Genomic DNA, 14,815 nt, shown 5'->3' with positions numbered 1-14,815 from the left:
TCCGGCCGGGCGCTGTCCGGCCATCCGCTGTCCGACCGGTCGCTGGGAAGCGCCCTGGGGTCAGCGGCCGATCCTGTCCAACGCGGCGAGATCCTCGTCGGAGAGCGGGACTCCCGCGCCCGCGATGTTCTCGCGCAGGTGCGCCACCGACGAGGTGCCGGGGATCAGCAGGATGTTCGGCGACCGCTGCAACAGCCAGGCCAGGGCGACCGACATCGGCGTCGCGTCGAGCCGGTCGGCCACGGCCGTGAGCGCCGAGGACTGCAGCGGGCTGAAGCCACCGAGGGGAAAGAACGGCACGTACGCGATGCCCTGCTCGGCGAGCTCGTCGATCAGCTCGTCGTCGTGGCGGTGGGCGAGGTTGTACAGGTTCTGCACGCACACGATCGGCGCGATCGCCTGCGCCTCGGCGATCTGTTCCACCGTCGCGTTGCTCACGCCGAGGTGCCGGATCAGACCCTGCTGCTGGAGTTCGGCCAGTGCCCCGAACGCCTCCGTGAGCGAACCGGCCACGGGGCCCTGGGCGTCGCCGAGCCGGAGGTTGACCACCTCCAGCGTGTCGAGGCCGAGGTTCTCCAGGTTCTCCTGGACGGACCGGCGCAGCTCTTCGGGGCGCCGGGCCGGGGGCCAGCCTCCCTTCTCGTCCCGGGTCGCGCCGACCTTGGTCACGATGTGCAGCGAGTCACGGTACGGGTGCAGCGCTTCGCGGATCAGCTGGTTGGTGACGTGCGGTCCGTAGGCGTCGGAGGTGTCGATGTGGGTGATGCCGCGGTCGACGGCCTCGCGCAGGACGGCGAGTGCGCCGTCGCGGTCGGCCGGCGGGCCCATGACCCAGGGGCCGGCGAGCTGCATGGCGCCGTAGCCGAACCGGGTGACGGTCAGGTCGCCCAGGGTCCAGGTGCCGCCGGGAAGGGAGGCGGAGGGGGTGCCCATGGTGTGCCTTTCGTAGGGGGCCAGGGGTGGTGCCTGGCAGCGCTCCCGCACCATCATGGGGATGTAGCTTCCCAGCGGGAAGTAGGCACTTCGGAGTGCGTAAGGAACCCGCGGGTGAACAGGAGTGGTCCATGGCGACGATGACGGCGGCCCAGCAGAGGGCCGAGGCCAAGGCGGGGTACGACGCCTTCCTGGCGGTCTGCCCCAGCCGTAAGCTGCTCGACCGGCTCTCCGACAAGTGGGTCACGCTGATCCTGGCCGCGCTCGGCAGCGGCGGCGGCTCGCACCGGCCGGGCGCCGACTGTGCCGGCGAGCCCCGGTCGATGCGTTACTCGGAGCTGCTGCGCCTGTTGGTCGGCGTCAGTCAGAAGATGCTCACCCAGACGCTGCGCTCCCTGGAGCGCGACGGTCTGGTCACCCGCACCGTGACGCCGACCGTGCCGGTCACGGTCACCTACGAGCTGACCGATCTCGGCCTGTCGCTGCACGAAATGATGCGCGGCCTCAAGGCCTGGGCCGAGGAGCACATGGATGATGTGCTTGCCAACCGCGAGACCTACGACACGCGTGTCACCTGAACCACATGAGCAATCTCGGGCCGTCGTTGCCGTTGGTCCAGCGTCATCAAGCTGTCCCAGGGCGAGTTCGTGGCGACCTCCCCACTGGAAGCCCTCTTCACCGGCAGTCCGCTCGTCCGGCAGGTCTTCGTCTACGGCAACAGCGCTCGCGGCTACCTGCTCGCGGTCATCGTCCCCACCCAGGAGGCGCTCGACCGCACCGGCGAGGACACCGGCCGCCTCAGGTCGATGCTGCGCGAGTCCCTGCACCAGCTCGCCACCGAGGCGAGCCTCAACGCGTACGAGCTCCCACAAGCGTTCCTCATCGAGCCCGAGCCGTTCAGCCAGCAGAACGGGCTGCTCTCCGGCGTGCGCAAGCTGCTGCGGCCCGCGTTGACCCAGCGCTACGGGGAGCGACTCGAAGCGCTGTACACCGAACTGACCGAGCGCGAGAACGACGAACTCCAGGCCCTGCGCCGGACCGGGACGGACCGGCCGGTACGGGAGACCGTGCTCCGGTCCGCCCGAGCGGTCCTCGGACTCCGACAGGACGAGGTGAGCCCCGCCACGCGCTTCCTCGATCTCGGCGGTGACAGCCTCTCCGCGCTGACCTTCTCCCAGCTGCTGGAGGAGGTCTTCCACGTCGACGTCCCCGTCGACGTCGTCCTCAACCCGGTCAACACGCTGCAGCAGGTGGCCGATCACATCGAGCGGCCCCTGACCTCGGGCCACCGGCGCCCCAGTGCCGACACCGTCCACGGACCGGGCGCCACGCACCTGCTCGCGGATCACCTGACGCTGCGGGCGTTCCTCGATCCGCAGGCCACGGCGAGTGGCGGCAACCTCGTCGGTGGTGGGCCCGACGGCCGGCTGCCCGAGGTGCGGACCGTCCTGCTGACCGGCGCCAACGGCTTCCTGGGCCGCTTCCTGTGCCTCGCCTGGCTGGAGCGCGTCGCGCAACGCGGCGGCACCGTGGTGTGCGTGGTCCGCGGCAGCACCGACGAGCTGGCCCGGGCCCGGCTCGACGCGGCCTTCGACACCGGCGACCCGGAGCTCCTGAAGCACTACCGCGCCCTGGCCGCCGAGCACCTGGAGGTGGTCGCCGGCGACATCGGGGAGGCCGACCTCGGGCTCGACCCGAAGACCTGGCAGCGGCTGGCCGACACCGTGGACCTGATCGTCCACCCGGCGGCACTCGTCAACCACGTCCTGCCGTACGACCAGCTGTTCGGCCCCAACGTGCTCGGCACGGCCGAACTGATCAGGCTCGCGGTCACCTCCCGGACCAAGCAGTTCACCTACCTGTCGACGATCACCGCAGTCTCCGGCGCCGCGGCCGACGAGGCAGCCGACATCCGCACGGCCTGCGCCGCGCGCGACCTCACCGGCGACTACGCGGACGGCTACGCGGCCAGCAAGTGGGCCGGCGAAGTGCTGCTGCGCGAGGCGCACGACACCTTCGGCCTGCCGGTCGCCGTGTTCCGCTCGAACCTGATCCTCGCCCACCCGCGCTACCGGGGTCAGCTGAACATCCCGGACGTGGTCACCCGCCTCCTGCTGAGCCTGCTGGCGACGGGCATCGCCCCCGGCAGCTTCTACGCCCGGGGCACCGGTGACGGCACCGGCCACTTCGACGCGCTCCCCGTGCACTTCACGGCGCGGGCCATCGCCTCGCTGGGCGAGGACGCCCGGGAGGGGTACTGGACCTTCAATGTGGTGAACCCGCACGAGGACGGCATCTCACTCGACACCTTCGTCGACTGGCTGGCGGCCGCCGGACACCCCCTGACGCGCATCGACGACCACGAGGAGTGGTTCGACCGCTTCGAGACCGCCCTGCGAGCGCTGCCCGACCGCCAGCGGCAGCACTCGCTGCTTCCCCTGCTGCACGCCTTCGCGAAGCCGCAGCAGCCCCTGCCCGGCTCCGCCCTCCCGGCCGACCGGTTCCGCGCGGCCGTGCGGGCCGCCGCCCTCGACGAGGAGAACGACATCCCGCACCTGTCGCCGGACCTGATCACCAAGTACGTGGCAGACCTCCGGGCACAGCACCTGCTGTAACGGGCCACGGCGGCCCGGGCCCTGACGCGCCGCACGGCCAGTCCCGGTGCTCCGGTACGGCAGAGGAACAAGGAGCTCTGCCGTACCGCCGTTGCTGCCCGGCCACACAGCGCCGGGCGTCAGGCGGGACGGGCGTCAGGCGGATCGTGCGTCACGCGGGCCGGGCGGCCGCCGACCGCGGGAGGCCCAAGCGCAGCAGTCGGTCGCCGGTCAGCAGGGCGGTCAGGGCGAGTGCGAAGGCGGCGGCCGGGCCGAGCGGGACCGGGGCGAAGCAGAGCACCAGTTGGAAGCCGAGCGTGCCGGCGGCGGAGGTCAGCGCACCGCGCATCAGCTCGGCGGCGGCCGGGGCGCCGGCTGTTCGGTGCACCGAGGTGCCCATGATCGAGAGCAGCACCGGGAGCGCCGACAGGACGCCGCCGACGAAGGGCCCCAGGGCAGCGGCGGCGGCCAGCGCGCCCGCCACGGTCACACCGGACAGGGCCATCCGCACCGGTATCTCCCAGCCCCGGGCGGCAGTCGGCTGCCGGTGGTCGGCCAGGTCAGCAGACCGGCCACGATCATGGCCGAGGTCAGCGCGGCGGACAGCCAGACCTCGTCGAGCCCGGCCCCGACCAGCCCTGCCCCGGCCGCGCAGAGCAGGGCGAGGGCGAGCGTGCGCCCCGGCGGGCGGGTCGGGGCGAGTCGCGCGTGGGCCAGGCAGAAGCACGCGACGACAGTGTCCCGGTGACCGTGCCGTGCGCGGCCGACGCCGCCCGCTCCGGTCCGGAGGCCAGCCAGGTCAGTGCCAGGAACGGGCCGGTGGTCGTCGGCGCGCCCAGCAGTTGGCCGCCCCGGCATGGCCCCAAGCGGCGCGCGACGACGGAGGCCAGCAGGACGAGGGAGGGGGCGAGGGCAACGCGGAGCAGCAGCAGTTCCATGCCTGCGATTCTCACGTCGATCCGGCCGATTTTGGCTCGGACTACCGGCTGCTGACACTGATTCACCGCTGGATCGTCGCTGATATCGGTGATCGGCCGAGTATTCGTACCATGGTGTCGTGGACCGCATCGATCGACACCTCCTGACCCTCCTTCTGCAGGACGGCCGGGCCACCTACCAGGAGCTGGGCCGCCAGGTCCGGCTGTCCGCGAACACGGTGGCCGACCGGGTCCGCCGGCTCCAGGCCGAGCTGGACCTGGCGGCGTTCGGCCGCGGCATGCAGATGATCAGCGACATCCGACTGCGCGACGACACGGACCGCCGCGCCTTCGAGCGGCAACTCGCCGACGTGCCCCAGGTGGTCAGCGCGATGCGCCTCACCGGCGACTACGACTTCCAGGTCCGGCTGGCCTGCACCGACGCGCGCGAGTTCGAGACCGTCATCGACCGACTCAAGGCCGAACTGGGCGTCCGGGAGGTGCGCAGCCGACTCGTCCTGCACGAGGTCTCGCTCGGCCTCGACCGCATTCTTGAGCCCTGACCTCAGCGAAGAGTGTCACGCTCCGGGAATCGCATGACATCTGCCGGGAGCAGTCCGTACGCTAGCCTCAGCGTGTCGGCGGCCGCCTTTGTCTGTTCCCCCTCCGCGGGGCGGCCGTGTGCGGCTGACCCGGCGGCGGGCTGGTGAGATGCGGTGGACATGGTCTACCCGCAGGGCGCACAGCGACCTGGGTCAGAAACGGGCAGCAGTTGGGCGGGACGTCGGGACGCGGGCACGGACTGTGGCCGCCGGGTGCCAAGCCGGCTGCGGCGGGTGCAGCGGGGCCGCAAGATCGCCGGCAGGCGTCGCCCCGTCAATGCCGTCATCTGGTCGCGCTTCCCTCGTTCGGGTTGTCGCAGCACCCGAGCCCGACCTGGTCCGGCCACCAGTCGTCGGCAGGGGACCGGCCAACCAAGCCGACACCGTGGCTCCCTGCTGCGTTACTCGGCTGGTCGAGGCGGTGAACGCGGGAACCCGACAGCGGCAGCTCGTGGCGAGGGTGACCAGTTCGGCAGCGTACGGGCGGGAGCGTGGGGCCGACCGGCGGGTGCCGCGGCAACGGGCAGGATGCTCGTCGCATGAAGTGCGGGCGGCGGTGCCGTTCGGCAAAAAGATGATCTTGACCATCTTCGTTCTCGTCTTTCGTTCTCGTCTCCGCAGACATCCCGCACCAGGAGGAATCCAGTGTCATCCCCGCAAGCGACCCCTCGTAGAGCTCGTAGCCCATGGAGCCGGGTCGCAGTCGGAGCCAACTCGCCATCCGGCGGGTGACGTCGAGGAACCCCTCACGGCTCACCCCAGGGTGCAGCCTCAAAATCACGATCTGAACGCTCGGCTGGTCGTCAGGCACCGGGCCTTCCCGGTAATGCGGCGTGAACTGTGTTGATTCTACAAATCCCGCCGCACCGAATGAGCGACGTGCATCGTGAAGTCGCCGGTCTACACCCTGAACCTGAGCGCTGCCCAGCGCAGCGTCCTGGAGTGGCTGACTGCCCAGGGTGCGGTGTTCGAACTGATCACCGCCGATGTGGAGGAAATCGCGCACGACTGCGGGACGTCCACCTCGACGGTCTACGACGCCCTCGCCCGTCTGGAGACCCTCCGCCTGGTGGAGAACCCCGACCCGACCCGCTACCGGATCAACCCCCGCTACTTCTTCGCCTCCAACCCGGAGATCCGCCGCCTGGTCGCAGAGGCACTGGAGGCCCCGGAGGTCACGCCTGACGCGCGTGCCGAGGCACCGCGCAAGGTGGGGAACGTGGATGCTAGGCGTCGACGCACCATCAAGGCTGTCCGGGACGAGGAATAGGCGCGGCGCAACCGTCTCCCGTCACGCGGCGCCGCCGGACCGCGTGACGGGAGACGGTTGCGCCCGGGCCGCACACGATGGTTCACCCGGCTGGGGGAAGGTCGGGATCTCCGGAGCTAGCGTCTGGTTTTCCCGCCCTTAGGACGGGCCGGCCCCCTGTTTGGTTGAGGTTCCCCCGAGGTACGGAAGGTTACCGACACGCCCTGATAGGTCGTGATAGGGGGCTTTCTGCCATGGTTGCATCGATGAAATATCCATTCGAGTTGGGCAGCGAGCCGTTGCCGTGTACCGAGCCGCCGACCCGAAGCCGGTAATCCGATAGCTGGCTCGGGGCCTGGGGGTGCACTACGAGGCTCTGTGCAACTGGATCCGCCAGGGCGAGGCCGACCGTGGTGAGCGCGACGATCGGCTGAACGCCACCGAGAAGGAGGAACTGGCGAGGCTGCGTCGGGAGAACCGCCAGCTGCGCGGTGGCTTGTCCTTGATGTGCCGCCCCGCCGGCCCTGGGGTCCCCCGTGGAGTGGCTTGGTAGGAGCGTGCTCTCGGCCCGCTGATCGGCCCGCCCCCGCGGCGGCCCTCTGGCCGGCCCGGATCCCCGCGTCCTCGACGTGGGATTGCTCAACATGCACGTAGATCATGGTGGTGTTGAGCCACTCGTGGCCGAGGATCTCCTGGATAGCCACGACGTCCATGCCGTTCCGATAGAGGTCAGAGGCCGCGAAGTGCCGCAGAACGTGTGGCGTCAACTGGCCTATCTGGTGCGGAAGATGGCGTGCAACCGCCTCGGCGAGCCCCGACCGCAACGCGTCGTCGGTCACCGCCCGACTGGATCCGTCGCCGTACCGGCGCTCAGACGGAAACAGCGGTGCCAAAGGGTCCTCCGCCCTGCCGTCGAACTCCCAGCGAGGGCCGGTGACCCACCACTCCAGCAGGTCCCGAGCCCCGTTGATCAGCGGGACGAGCCGCTCCTTCTTCCCCCGGCCGACGCTTCCCTTGCCCTTGAACAGGATCTTGCCGAACCGTCCGAGGTCCCACCGGACGTCACCGATCCCGCAGCAGGCACAGCTCCGAAATTCGCGGGCCGATCAGGCTGGTCAGACGGGCGGCGGTGTAATTCCGCGCGGCCGGCGCGTACTTTCGCGCGGCCTCCATGTCCTCCCGCCAGCCCGAGAACAGCCTCGCCGCCTCCTCGGCCGAGGGCGGGATCCGAAGGCGAGACGCGGTGCCGCCGCGGGGCCGGTTGACCTCATCGAGTGGCGACTCGACCACCACGCCGGTGGCCGCGTGGATCGTCGCCTTGTGCCTCAGCTCCAGGAACTCGAAGTAGACGGCGAACGCAGCGGCCGGGCGGACCTTCGTGCCCGGTGCCGAGCCGCGGCGATGCCGGCCGAAGTACCGGTCCAGGTCCTGCGGCTGCATCTCCCACAACGGTCGGCCGAACCACTCCCGCAGCCCGAGGACCCCGCCGACGTCCGCACGGATCGTGTCGTCCAACACCCCGGCGGAAGCGCGGGCGAGCACGAACTCCGCCAGCAGATCCTGCTCGAACGCGGCGACTTCTTCAGCGGACTCCAGCCGCAGATCGGGCCGCAGGTCGCGCACTACAGCCAGCGCCATCCGTCCTCCCCTTCAGCTTTCCGGCGGCATCACCATGACAGCTGAGGATACTTCAGAGATCCTGAAGAATCGGCGGCATTCGCCACAGCGGGCGGCATCTCGGCAGACCTGCAGATCAGGCATCCGCCGAGGCCGTCAGGGAGCTTGGCTGGCTCAATGAACCCACGGGTGTCGGCAACGGGTGAAACGAGGACCACGGACGGCGGATCAAAAAGCGGGCCACTCTGCGATCTCTTGATCATTCTGACTTCATGGGTCTGGAGTCAGGAGGAGGAGAGGGTGATCTGCGTGGAGGACTGGGCCGAGATTCGCCGGCTGTATCGGGCTGAGGGGCTGTCGGCCCGGGCAGTGGCCCGGCAGCTGGGGATCTCCAGAGGCACCGTGTCGCGGGCCCTGGCCTCGGATCGGCCGCCGGTCTACCAGCGTCCGCTGAAGGGCTCGGCGGTGGATGCGGTCGAGCCTGCGATCCGCGAGTTGCTCAAGGCGACTCCCACGATGCCGGTCACCGTCATCGCCGAGCGGATCGGCTGGCAGCGCGGGATGACGATCCTGCGTGAGCGGGTGCGCGAGCTGCGGCCGGCCTATCTGCCGGTCGATCCGGTCTCGCGGACGGTCTACCAGCCCGGTGAGCTCGCCCAGTGCGACCTGTGGTTCCCGCCGTGGACATCCCGCTCGGCTACGGCCAGTCCGGTCGCCCGCCTGTCCTCGTGATCGTCTCCGGGTATTCACGGGTGATCACCGCCCGGATGCTGCCCTCCCGGCAGACGGGCGACCTGATCGACGGCCACTGGCGCCTGCTGGCTGACGGCTGGGGCGCCGTCCCGAAGATGCTGGTCTGGGACAACGAGGCGGGCGTCGGCAAAGGCAGGCTGACCAGCGAGTTCGCCGCGTTCGCGGGCCTGCTCGCCGTCAAGGTCCACCTCTGCCGGCCCCGCGACCCGGAGGCGAAGGGCCTGGTCGAACGCGCGAACGGCTATCTGGAGACCAGCTTCCTGCCGGGCCGCACCTTCACCGGCCCCGACGACTTCAACAACCAGCTGACCGCGTGGCTGCAGATCGCCAACCGGCGCCAGCACCGGATCATCGGCGCCCGGCCGGTGGACCGCTGGGAGGCCGACCGGGCCGCGATGCTGTCGATCCCGCCCGTCGCCCCGCCGCACTGGTGGCGCTTCCACACCCGCATCGGCCGCGACCACTACATCCGCGTCGACACCAACGACTACTCCGTCCACCCGCGCGCGATCGGACGCACCGTCATGGTCCGCGCCGACAACGAGGAGGTCACCGTCATCGCCGGCAACGACATCGTGGCCGACACACCCGCTGCTGGGCCAGGCACCAGAGCATCACCGACCCCGAGCACGCCACCGCGGCCGAGGTCCTGCGCGGCGAGGTCATCCACCAGCAGGCCGCCCGCGCGGCCACCGCCCATGCCGCCCTGCTGGCGCCCGACAGCCTGGGCATCGACGTCGAGCAACGTGAACTGGGCACTTACGACCGCATGTTCACCCTCATCGAGGGCGGCGCCGGGAAGGAGGACACCTGATGGCCCGCACCGCCTCCACACCCTCCGGCACGGCGAAGGCGGACGGCCAGGCTTCCCGCACGGGCCGGCAGACCGCCGCCGACCTGGCCTTCCTCGCCCGCGCGATGAAGGCCCCCGCCTTGCTGGACGCCGCCGAGCGTCTGGCCGAACGCGCCCAGGCCGAGTCCTGGACCCCACCTCGAGTACCTGGTCGCCTGCCTGCAGCGCGAGGTCTCCGCCCGTGACAGCCACGGCGGCGAGGGCCGCATCCGAGCCGCCCGCTTCCCCGCGATCAAGACCATCGAAGAGCTGGACGTCACCCACCTGCGCGGTCTGACGCGCCAACAACTGTCCCATCTGGGAACATTGGACTTCATAGCCGCCCGGGAGAACGCGATCTTCCTGGGGCCGCCGGGCACCGGCAAGACCCACCTCGCCACCGGACTCGCGGTTCGGGCCTGCCAGGCAGGCCACCGGGTCGCCTTCGCCACCGCCGCCCAGTGGGTCGACCGCCTCGCCGCCGCCCACCAGGCCGGCCGCCTCCAGGACGAACTCGTCAAGCTCGGCCGCTACCCGCTGATCGTGATCGACGAGGTCGGCTACATCCCGTTCGAATCAGAGGCCGCGAACCTGTTCTTCCAGCTGATCTCGAACAGATACGAGAGGGCCAGCGTGATCGTCACCTCGAACAAACCCTTCGGACGCTGGGGAGAGACCTTCGGCGACGAGACCGTCGCTGCCGCCATGATCGACCGACTCGTCCACCACGCCGAGGTCCACTCCCTCAAAGGCGAGTCCTACCGCATGCGCGGCCGCGAACTCGGCCGCACCCGCACCACCGACAACGACTGAACAGACCGCACGATGGCCCACGATTGAACCGATCAAACCGGCCCGATTTCAGCCGTTGCCGACAGTCCGAGGGGTCGCCGAGCGGATGCTCCAAGAGCTCATCGAGGCCGAGGCGAGGATCGGCGCCCGGTGGAACGAGCACACCGAGACCCGCACCGCGTTCCGCAACGGGCACCGCGACAAGATCCTGAGTACCGCGGCCGGCGACCTGGACCTGGTCATCCCCGAGCTACGCGCGGGAAGCTTCTTCCCCGCCCTGCTGGAGCGCCGCCGCCGCATCGACCAGGCCCTCTACACGGTCATCATGGAGGCCTGCGTCCACGGCGTCTCCACCCGCCCCGTCGACGACCCGGTCAAGGCCCCCGGGTGCCGACACCGGCATCTCCAGGAGTGAGGTCTTCAGGATCTGCCAGGACCTCGACGGCCAGCTGGCCGCGTTCCGCGGCCGGGCCCTGTGCACCACGGGCACGGATGGCGGGGAGGGTATCGCGCCGACAGGCGAGTGACTCGACACCTCAATGCCTGTGGTCCGCATCGGCCGGCCGCAGGCATCGCAGTAGTCATCGGTCGGCGACTCGTGGCCCTGCGGGCAGATCGGCATCGGCCCCCCTCCGCCGGCGATGGTGTCGCCCTCGGTATACGGCGAGCCCCCGGAACGGTACTGAACGACAAGCTACTCGGAAATTGCCGCGTGACGATCCAACTTCGCTGTCACGAGCTGCGTTCGGTGGGACTTCCCTGTCGATCAGTCAAGGTTCCGTGTCACCGGACAGCTTTGACGTGGCCGACGCCGGTCGCGCGCACCCCAGCCGCCGACTGCTACACAGGGGTGCAACGCGGGCCTCGTGTTGCACCCCTGACCTGGCCTTTCCCTCCTCAGACGGGCCGGGTGTTGCCGTGTTGCACCCATGGCGGCCCGGCCCGTGTTCGGTGCCCGGCTATTCCCAGCGCATGCCGAGTTCGGTGAGGCGTGTGGCGCGGTGGGTGGGGATGTCGGCGCGCCTGCTGCGGCTGTTGGCGATGAACAGGCCGAGGCTGATCAGTACGGTGGCGCCATCTTCGGCGCCGTCGTCCACGACCAGGGGTTCCTTGTATATGCGGGGGACGTTGAGGTGTCCTTCGCGGGCGCGGTACTGGGCGGCGGCGGCGAGGTTGCGAGCCTCCTTCTCCGCGTGCGTCACCTTCGCGGCCGGCTTCTGCTCCGGTGCCAGGGGTTCGAGTCCAAGGACGTGCTCCAGCGCCCAGTGCTGGGCCGGGCCGAGCTTGTCCCAGCCGCTCTGCTGGGCGCGGCCCCATCCGGCGAGGTCCTCGCCCTGGACGACGATGCTGCCCGGCTCGGCTCCGGCGAGTGTGCCGCCGGCCTTGACGTGGCGCCAGGCCAGGGCGAAGCAGCGCTGCCACTCCACCGTGTGCCCGCGGGGGCACCACGCCGGGTCGATCGCGTCGAGGGCGGCCCTGCGGCCGGCGGTCAGCGCCCCCGTCCAGTCAAGGCCCTGTTCGCCGGCCTCGGCCCGGCGCTCCAGCGCCTCCGTGCGCCGCTGCGCCGTGCGCAGGTTCTTGAGGATGGTCCCGACCGGCCGCCCGCCCCACACCGCCTCGTTCGGCGGGCAGGCGTGCCCGTGCTCGGCGGCGTACCCGGCGACCGCGGTGAGGTTGTCGGTGAAGGCCGTGTCGAACACCGACCACACCATCCCGAGCTCGTCCAGCTCCTTGACCCGCTCGGCGTCCAGCACATCGGCCGCCTTGTAGCGGCGTTGGTCGGCCACCCACGAGCCCAGCCGGTGCCCGGACGGGGCGACATAGGCGTAGGCGACCTTCACGTCGCCGAACGACTTCTTGTAGGCGAGCAGTTCCTCCAGGCCCCGTCGGTACTCGGCCCGCTCCGGCTCCAGTACCCGGGTCCGCACGAACGCCGCGATCAGCGCCGGGTCGCGCTGGGTGGAGAACTGCAGCAGCTGCTCCCCGGCTTCGCCTGAGCGGCGTTCGTCGGGGTCGCCGGCGTGCCTGGGCTCACGCGGGGGCCGGGTCTCGGACTGCGGCATCGCCAGGCGCTCGACGGCGGCGGCGTCGTGCGAGCGGAGCGCCATCAACAGTTTGGCGAGCCCGTCGAACGTCTTCGAGCTGAGCAGTTCCGTGCCGCTCTCCCCGGGCCCGAGGATGACCGGCACGACGATGGTGGCGACCTTCCCGCTGCCCGGGTGCATCCGCAGCGCCCGGCCAACAGCCTGCACCAGGTCGACCATCGAGCCGCGCACGTCCGCGAAGAACACGCTGTCGCAGTCGAACGTGTCCACGCCCTCGCTCAAGACCTTGACCGAGGAGAGCACGTAGCGCAGCAGCCGCAGCCCGTCGTCGGCGAGCAGCGAGGAGAAGTCGCCGAGTGCCTTGCGCCGCTCGGCGGTGGTGTGCTCGGACTCCAGCCAGCTCGTGCCGATCAGCTCCGGGGCCGCGTGCAGCGCCGGGTCCTGCTCCCACAGCACCTTCGCCACATCCCGGAGCCCGGTGCTGAGCGCCCGCGCCTCCGCAACCATGTGATGGAACGACAGCACCCGGGCCAGGTCCCACTCGGCGGCAGCGGTCAGCAGAGCCGTCTGCAGGGCCGCCAGCCGCGCGCCCCGGTACTCCACCGACATCTCGCTCGCACCACGCTGCTCCAGCCCCTGGAGGACCGGGTCCGAGACGTCGACGCACACGATGCGGTAGGGGGCGATCACGCCATCCGACACTGCCTGCCCGAGCGGATAGTCATGGGCGATGGGGCCGAAGGCAGCCAGGCTCTCGTCGTCCATGCTCGCGATCAGCTCGGCCGCCCCGATGCCGGCCGCCGCCGCCCGCTCCCGATCCCGCTCCTTGACGGCCCACAACCTCGGCGTGGCCGTCATGAACAACCGCCGGTCACACGGGATCCGGGTGTTGTCCAGGATCGCCGCCCACGGCTTCCCAGCCTGGCCACTGACACGGTGAGCCTCATCAACTACCGCCAGCGAAAACGGCTCCAAACCCTCCTGATGCGCCTTCTCCAAGTGGCCGAGGCCCAGGCTGGCGTACGTGGCGAACACCGTCACCCGCTCCGGCCCGGCCGTCCAGCGGATCAACTCCACCGGATCGGTGGTGCACGCGATCCCCGGCTGCTCGCTGCCCTTGAGGGAGCAGAGCCCCACCATCCGCCCGCCGTGCCCCTCCCGCTTCCACACGGCCACCGTCTGCTCCAGCAGCGGCAACGACGGCACCAGCACCAGCGTCCGCTCCGAGCGCAGCCGCCCGGCCACGTGCACGGCCGTCAGCGACTTGCCCGAGCCCGTCGCGGCCCGGACCTGACACCGCAGCCCCTCCGGCGGCACCAGACCCGATGCCGGAAGCGTCAGAAGTCGTACCGAAGCGTCACACGCCTCTTCCTGATTAGGACGAAGCTTCTTAGACATGACGGGCAATTCCTTCCAGCTGGAATTCGGGTGACGTGGGAGTAGGACCAGTACGGGTAATTCAGCTATTCACGGCGAAGGGGAAACCCGAACTCCGGGCACGCGGACCAAGCCCTCACCGGTGCTCTCGACGTTCTCCGCCAAGACCTCCAGCACCCGCTCCGCAGACACCCCCAACCCAGCCGCCAGCGCCACCAGGCGCTGCTCCGCCTTGGCGGACAGCTCCACCGCCAGCTGCTGCCCGGCCTCCACCCGGCGGGTGCGGCGAAGCCGCTGCGTCCCCTCTTGCTGTGCCGCTACAAGGTCCCGGTACTCCGCGTCCCAAACCTGGGCCTGCTCGTCGTGGGCCGCGTCGTAGGCAGCCAGCCCCTCGGCGCGGACGAGCTCGGCAATCCGCTCCCACTCGTCAGCCTCTTCCTTCGCGGAGGGCCCGTAGTCCAGCAGGCCGGCCTCCCGCTCCCACCAGCGAGCCTGTCCCACCTGGTTGGCGAGATACTCCGGAGATTTCCCCTGGGCCTTATGGCGCACAGCGGACCGAGCGAGATAGATTCCGTAGGAGCTTTCAGCCACTGTATTTCTCCTCTACTGAAACCGCGCCGTTCCAGCGGGCTGAAGGCCCTACCGAAGCCCAGCTAACAGCACAGAGTCTAGCGGGCTGCTGTCTTTGATGCACGAGGGAGAAGCCCGCCCCTCCACCACCCCAACGAGTGACCCCACCACATGACCACCCGTCACCCAACCACCCCCAAGGTGCGAAGCGCCCCACCCGCCACCACAGCCAGCCCGGGCGAAGCCCGGCATCCACCCCCACCCCGCCGAGGGCCGAAGGCCGACCCTGACACCCACCCAACTCCGCAGCGAAGCGCGGAGTTGACCCACCACCAGCCAAGCCCGCGCAGCGCCCGCCATCCCTCCCGATCGGGCGCAGCCCGATCCGGCCGGCGCAGCCGGCCCGCTGCCCGCGCACCGCGCGGGCCAGCCCTCGGCGAAGCCGAGGGCCCCGGCCAAAGGCCGGGGCAGTACCGGCGCCGAAGGCGCCGCGCAGCGCCGAAGGCGCAAACAACCCGGGCCGAAGGCCCGTGG

At 70.4% G+C, this 14,815-nt stretch carries 13 protein-coding genes and 3 pseudogenes; 10 read left to right on the top strand and 6 right to left on the bottom strand.

Annotated features, from left to right (window positions below; all coding sequences use genetic code 11):
• Positions 1-60: 60 nt before the first annotated feature.
• The gene (locus OG294_RS00075; protein WP_327064264.1) at positions 61-933 is read right to left on the bottom strand and encodes an aldo/keto reductase family oxidoreductase; all 873 of its coding nucleotides are present in this window, start codon (positions 931-933) and stop codon (positions 61-63) included.
• 131 nt (positions 934-1,064) lie between these two features.
• Between OG294_RS00075 and OG294_RS00070 the strand changes: the two genes are divergently transcribed.
• Entirely contained in the window at positions 1,065-1,511 is a 447-nt protein-coding gene (locus tag OG294_RS00070; protein ID WP_327064263.1) for a winged helix-turn-helix transcriptional regulator, read from the top strand.
• A gap of 69 nt (positions 1,512-1,580) precedes the next feature.
• Entirely contained in the window at positions 1,581-3,548 is a 1,968-nt protein-coding gene (locus OG294_RS00065; protein ID WP_327064262.1) for a thioester reductase domain-containing protein, read from the top strand.
• Positions 3,549-3,699: 151 nt separating this feature from the next.
• Here OG294_RS00065 and OG294_RS00060 read toward each other — a convergent pair whose 3' ends face one another.
• Positions 3,700-4,032, bottom strand: coding sequence for a hypothetical protein (locus OG294_RS00060; protein WP_327064261.1), 333 nt, complete (start codon positions 4,030-4,032; stop codon positions 3,700-3,702).
• Positions 4,033-4,369: 337 nt separating this feature from the next.
• On the opposite strand from OG294_RS00060, the gene OG294_RS00055 reads away from it, so the two are divergent.
• From OG294_RS00055 to OG294_RS40960, 4 genes are all read left to right on the top strand, one after another.
• Positions 4,370-4,612: a hypothetical protein gene (locus tag OG294_RS00055; RefSeq protein ID WP_327064260.1), complete on the top strand. Its 243-nt coding sequence runs from the start codon at positions 4,370-4,372 to the stop codon at positions 4,610-4,612.
• Positions 4,585-5,007, top strand: coding sequence for an Lrp/AsnC family transcriptional regulator (locus OG294_RS00050; RefSeq protein WP_327064259.1), 423 nt, complete (start codon positions 4,585-4,587; stop codon positions 5,005-5,007). Before OG294_RS00055 ends, OG294_RS00050 begins: the two co-directional genes overlap by 28 nt.
• A 925-nt stretch (positions 5,008-5,932) precedes the next feature.
• Complete coding sequence (locus OG294_RS00045; protein WP_327064258.1) at positions 5,933-6,316, top strand: helix-turn-helix domain-containing protein; 384 nt, start codon at positions 5,933-5,935, stop codon at positions 6,314-6,316.
• Between the two features lie 322 nt (positions 6,317-6,638).
• A complete protein-coding gene (locus OG294_RS40960) occupies positions 6,639-6,848 on the top strand; it encodes a transposase (RefSeq protein WP_442789299.1) in 210 nt (69 codons plus the stop codon).
• Between the two features lie 139 nt (positions 6,849-6,987).
• Here the strand turns inward: OG294_RS40960 and OG294_RS40955 are convergent.
• Both OG294_RS40955 and OG294_RS00035 read right to left on the bottom strand, forming a co-directional pair.
• A pseudogene (locus tag OG294_RS40955) lies at positions 6,988-7,245 on the bottom strand (site-specific integrase); the annotation flags it as partial.
• A gap of 112 nt (positions 7,246-7,357) precedes the next feature.
• Positions 7,358-7,933, bottom strand: coding sequence for a hypothetical protein (locus tag OG294_RS00035; protein WP_327064257.1), 576 nt, complete (start codon positions 7,931-7,933; stop codon positions 7,358-7,360).
• Between the two features lie 279 nt (positions 7,934-8,212).
• Here OG294_RS00035 and istA point away from each other — a divergent pair.
• The 4 genes and pseudogenes from istA to OG294_RS00015 all read left to right on the top strand — a co-directional run.
• Positions 8,213-9,479 (top strand): annotated as a pseudogene (gene istA, locus OG294_RS00025) (IS21 family transposase).
• Positions 9,479-9,703: a hypothetical protein gene (locus OG294_RS40950; RefSeq protein WP_442789089.1), complete on the top strand. Its 225-nt coding sequence runs from the start codon at positions 9,479-9,481 to the stop codon at positions 9,701-9,703. The pseudogene istA and the gene OG294_RS40950 overlap by 1 nt, the downstream one beginning before the upstream one ends.
• Positions 9,666-10,310, top strand: a complete 645-nt coding sequence (gene istB, locus OG294_RS00020; protein WP_442789298.1) for an IS21-like element helper ATPase IstB — start codon at positions 9,666-9,668, stop codon at positions 10,308-10,310. Before OG294_RS40950 ends, istB begins: the two co-directional genes overlap by 38 nt.
• A 22-nt stretch (positions 10,311-10,332) precedes the next feature.
• Positions 10,333-10,765 (top strand): annotated as a pseudogene (locus OG294_RS00015) (transposase); the annotation flags it as partial.
• Positions 10,766-11,248: 483 nt separating this feature from the next.
• Here OG294_RS00015 and OG294_RS00010 read toward each other — a convergent pair.
• Both OG294_RS00010 and OG294_RS00005 read right to left on the bottom strand, forming a co-directional pair.
• Positions 11,249-13,732, bottom strand: coding sequence for a DEAD/DEAH box helicase (locus OG294_RS00010; protein WP_327064254.1), 2,484 nt, complete (start codon positions 13,730-13,732; stop codon positions 11,249-11,251).
• Between the two features lie 69 nt (positions 13,733-13,801).
• Positions 13,802-14,302, bottom strand: coding sequence for a hypothetical protein (locus OG294_RS00005; protein ID WP_327064252.1), 501 nt, complete (start codon positions 14,300-14,302; stop codon positions 13,802-13,804).
• Positions 14,303-14,815 lie beyond the last annotated feature (513 nt).

The organism is Kitasatospora sp. NBC_01302, from assembly GCF_035976515.1.
Lineage (GTDB): Bacteria > Actinomycetota > Actinomycetes > Streptomycetales > Streptomycetaceae > Kitasatospora.
Note: the sequence above shows the minus strand (reverse complement) of the source record. Positions and strands in the feature narration are given on the sequence as shown.

Bases quoted from the DNA above. Each gene is read 5' to 3' on its own strand.
- OG294_RS00075 (WP_327064264.1), bottom strand. From the start codon at position 933: ATGGGCACCCCCTCCGCCTCCCTTCCCGGCGGCACCTGGACCCTGGGC.
- OG294_RS00035 (WP_327064257.1), bottom strand. From the start codon at position 7,933: ATGGCGCTGGCTGTAGTGCGCGACCTGCGGCCCGATCTGCGGCTGGAG.
- OG294_RS00010 (WP_327064254.1), bottom strand. From the start codon at position 13,732: ATGTCTAAGAAGCTTCGTCCTAATCAGGAAGAGGCGTGTGACGCTTCG.
- OG294_RS40950 (WP_442789089.1), top strand. From the start codon at position 9,479: ATGGCCCGCACCGCCTCCACACCCTCCGGCACGGCGAAGGCGGACGGC.
- OG294_RS00060 (WP_327064261.1), bottom strand. From the start codon at position 4,032: ATGGCCCTGTCCGGTGTGACCGTGGCGGGCGCGCTGGCCGCCGCCGCT.
- OG294_RS00070 (WP_327064263.1), top strand. From the start codon at position 1,065: ATGGCGACGATGACGGCGGCCCAGCAGAGGGCCGAGGCCAAGGCGGGG.